1 protein-coding gene and 3 pseudogenes are annotated in these 3,999 nt (G+C 78.1%); all 4 read left to right on the top strand.

The window, feature by feature from the left end:
• Positions 1-270: pseudogene (locus AOK18_RS33925) on the top strand (FkbM family methyltransferase); the annotation flags it as partial.
• Between the two features lie 2 nt (positions 271-272).
• Positions 273-513: pseudogene (locus tag AOK18_RS33920) on the top strand (FkbM family methyltransferase); the annotation flags it as partial.
• A gap of 493 nt (positions 514-1,006) precedes the next feature.
• Positions 1,007-2,512 carry an acyl-CoA synthetase gene (locus AOK18_RS04580; RefSeq protein WP_055693463.1) on the top strand — a complete coding sequence of 502 codons (1,506 nt, stop codon included), beginning with the start codon at positions 1,007-1,009 and terminating at the stop codon, positions 2,510-2,512.
• Positions 2,505-3,825, top strand: a pseudogene (locus AOK18_RS04575) (carboxyl transferase domain-containing protein); the annotation flags it as partial. The gene AOK18_RS04580 and the pseudogene AOK18_RS04575, both read left to right, overlap by 8 nt.
• Between the last annotated feature and the right edge of the window lie 174 nt (positions 3,826-3,999).

Below are 3,999 nucleotides of genomic sequence, written 5' to 3'. Positions count from 1 at the left end.
TCCGCGCGGCGGCCTCGGACCGCGCCGGGATCGCCCGGCTGTGGCTGCCGCCGGACGACGGCGGTGACCGGGGGGTGTCCTCCCTGGTCCGCCGGGACATCCACGGCCACGCCCTGGACGTCACCTGCGTCACGCTGGACGGACTGGGCCTGAAGGACGTCGACTTCATCAAGATCGACGTGGACGGCAACGAGTCGGCGGTGCTGCGCGGCGCCACCGGCATCCTCTCCCGTGACCGCCCGGCGCTCTTCGTGGAGCTGGAGTCCCGCANNCGAGGGCTGGGTGCTGCCCGGCGCCTCCTGGGTCCCGCTGGCCCGCTTCCCCCTGGAGGCCCACCAGGCCAGGGTCTCCTACGTCGTCTCCCACGGCCTGCTGCGCCGCGTCCTGCCGCACGGCGCGCTCCGGGGCCCGCGCTACGTGAACTCGGTGCTGTTCCTCCCGGACGGCCGCCGCCCCGGAGAGCCCCCGGTGGGCGACGACGGCTCCCGTGCCTCCCGCGAATCCCCCCGGTAGCCCGTACGGCCCCTCCGTCCCCCGCGTCTCGTCCGCCCCGCTGGGCTTCCGGCTCGTCCGGCCCCGCCGCACGAGCCGGCCACCGGCCCGGCCCGGCCGACGACGCCCGCCGTGCACCGGGTCCCCCGCCGGGCCGCGCGGGGCGAACGGGCGCCGGCGGGGGCCGTGGCCCGCTCCCCCGCGCTCCCGCGCGCCTCGTTCGCGGTTGCCTTCCGTCCCGGGCCCGCCCATCCTGGGGCCTGCCCTTCCTGGGGTCCGCCCGGCACCGGACCCCGGCCATGGCTGCCGGCTCCGGCGGCCGGTGAGGGACGAAGCGGCCGTGCCGGTACCGGTACCGGAGACGGCGGTGGGGTGCCCGGTGCCGGTGGTGCCGATGGCGTCCGGCAGGGTAGGAGCCCGGTCGGCCCCGGCCGGTTCCCGGTGTCCCCGGGCACCGGCCGCACGGCCCCGACGGTTCGCCCAGCGGTTCCTCGACGGTCAAGGAGTACGACGCGTGTCCTCTCTCTTCCCGGCCCTGGCCGGCGGCGACGGCCCTGCAGCCGGCCGGCCCGCCCTCCGGTTCGGCGGGCGCTCACTGACGTACGGGGAACTCGCCGCCGCGGCCGCCCCGGTGGCCGGGGCCGTCCGGGGGGCGCGGCGGGTCGCCGTCTGGGCGACCCCGGCCCTGGAGACGGCGGTCGCGGTCACCGCGGCGCTGCTCGCCGGGGTGACCGTGGTGCCCCTGAACCCGAAGTCGGGCGCCGGGGAGCTCGGCCACATCCTGTCCGACAGCGCCCCGGACCTGGTCCTCGCCGCACCCGGCCAGGACCTCCCGGAGGCCCTGGCCGGCCTGGCCCGCCTGGACGTCGACCCGGCCGACCGCGCCCCCGGTCCGTTCCCCGGGGACCTCGCCGGGGGCGGCGCGGACGACGAGGACCCGGCCCTGGTCGTCTACACCTCCGGCACCACCGGCCCGCCCAAGGGCGCCCTCATCCCCCGTCGCGCGATCGCCGCCACCCTGGACGCACTCGCCGACGCCTGGCAGTGGACCGGCGACGACGTCCTCGTCCACGGGCTCCCGCTGTTCCACGTGCACGGGCTGGTCCTGGGTGTCCTGGGCCCGCTGCGCCGCGGGGGCTCGGTGCGTCACCTCGGCAGGTTCACCACCGAGGGGGTGGCACGGGAGCTGAACGGCGGCGCGACCATGCTGTTCGGCGTGCCGACGATGTACCACCGCGTCGCGGAGGCACTGCCCGCCGAGCCGGAGCTGGTGAGGGCGCTGGCCGGGGCGCGGCTGCTGGTGTCGGGGTCGGCGGCGCTGCCCGTGCACGACCACGAGCGGATCGCGGCGGCCACCGGACGCCGGGTGATCGAGCGGTACGGCATGACGGAGACGCTGATGCTGTGCTCATCCCGGTGGACACCCCCGGACCCCCGGCCCGGCGTCCGCGCGGACGGCGAGGCCCGGCCCGGCACCGTGGGCGTACCGCTGCCGGGCGTGGAGCTGCGGCTGGTGGAGGAGGACGGGTCGCCGGTGGCGGCGTACGACGGGGAGACCGTGGGGGAGGTCCAGGTCCGCGGTCCGAACCTGTTCACCGGGTACCTGAACCGGCCGGACGCCACCGCGGGCGCCTTCACCGCCGACGGCTGGTTCCGCACCGGCGACATGGCGGTGCGCGACGCCGACGGCTCCGTCCGCCTCGTCGGCCGCAAGGCCACCGACCTGATCAAGAGCGGGGGCTACAAGATCGGTGCCGGCGAGATCGAGAACGCGCTGCTGGAACACCCCGGGGTCCGGGAGGCCGCGGTGACCGGGGAGCCGGACGCCGACCTGGGCGAGCGGATCGTCGCCTGGGTGGTCCCTTCGTCCCCGGGGGCGCCGCCCACGCTCGACGAGCTGGCCGGCCACGTCGCCGCCCGCCTGGCCCCGCACAAGCGTCCGCGGGTGCTCCACCACCTGGCCGCACTGCCCCGCAACGACATGGGGAAGATCATGAAGCGGGCCCTGCGCCATGACTGACCGGCTCACCGCGCGCGGGACCGTCGCCCTCGTCGCCGACGACGCGACCTTCGCCGAACTCCCCGACCCCGCGCGGGAGTCCGCCGGGCCCACCGGATCCACCGGGCCCACCGGGTCCACCACGTCGGCCGGTTCCTCCGGGTCCGCCGGGTCCGTCCCGGACGGCCCGCTCGGCTGGCCCGGTTACGACGCCGCCCGCGCCCGGGCGGCCGAGCGCACCGGCGAGCGGGAGTCGGTGGTCTGCGGCACCGCCCTGGTCGAGGGCGTCCGGGCCGTGCTGATCGCCTTCGAGTTCGGCTTCCTCGGCGGTTCGCTCGGCGAACGCACCGGCGACCGGCTGGTGTCGGCGTACGCGTACGCCCGCGCGCACCGGTTGCCGGTGGTCCCGCTGATCGCCACCGGCGGCAGCCGGATGCAGGAGGGCATGCTCGCCCTCACCCAACTCCAGCGGGTGGCCCGCGAGTCGGTGCTCACCAGGGAGGCCGGGTCGGCGCAGGTCGCGGTGGTGCGGGACCCGACGACGGGCGGCGGCTGGGCCACCCTGGGCGCGGGCGCCGACGTGGTCCTCGCGCTGCCCGGCGCGCAGGTCGGCTTCGCCGGCTCCCGGGTCCGTCCGGCGGACGCCGACCCGGCGGCCTACACGGCCGAGGCCCAGAGGGCGGCGGGGGCGGTGGACGCGGTGGTCCCGCCGGAGGAGCTGCGCGGCACGCTGGGCCGGTGGCTGCGGCTGCTGACCCGTCCGTCCACCGCCCCGGCCGCCCCGCCGAAGCCGCTCGGCGCGGGTGCGGGCGGGGGCCCGGCCGGCCTCCCGGCCACCGGCCGGGAGGCCGTGCTGCGCGCCCGTTCCCCCGAACGCCCGCGTGCCGGGGCTTACTTGGATGCCTACTTCTCCCACCGCGTCGCGATCCACGGCGACCGCTGCGGCGGTACCGACCCCGAGGGCATGCTCTGCGGCTTCGGCGACCACGAGGGCCGTACGGTCGCCTACGCCGCGCAGACCGGCACGGCGACCCGTCCCGCCGGGTACCGCACCGCCGCCCGGCTGATCCGGCTCGCGGACCGGCTCGGCATCCCGGTGCTGACCCTGGTGGACACCCCGGGCGCGGCCAACGACGCGGAGGCGGAGCGGCAGGGGGCGGGGGCGGCCATCGCCGACCTGTTCGCCGCGGTGGCCGCCGCCCGCACCCCGGTCACCACGCTCGTCGTCGGCGAGGGCGGTTCCGGCGGCGCCCTGGCCCTGGCGGCCCCGGGCAACACCTGGGCCACGCCCGACAGCTACTTCTCGGTCATCGCCCCGGAACTCGCGGCCGCGANNGACCTGGGTGTCGTGCGGGGCGTCGTCGGCGTCCGGGACCGCGCCCGGGGCGACGGGTGAACCGGGGGCCGTTCGCGGCACCCCGGCCGGGTCCGCGTCCCGCGCGGGGCCGGTGAGCCCCGGGCCCCTTCCCGCCGTTGCCCCCGTGCCGTCGCCGTGCCCGTTCCCGTCC

The sequence above is a fragment of the Streptomyces prasinopilosus genome, from assembly GCF_001419695.1.
GTDB classification, from domain to species: domain Bacteria; phylum Actinomycetota; class Actinomycetes; order Streptomycetales; family Streptomycetaceae; genus Streptomyces; species Streptomyces prasinopilosus.
This window is presented reverse-complemented; position numbering and strand designations above follow the sequence as displayed.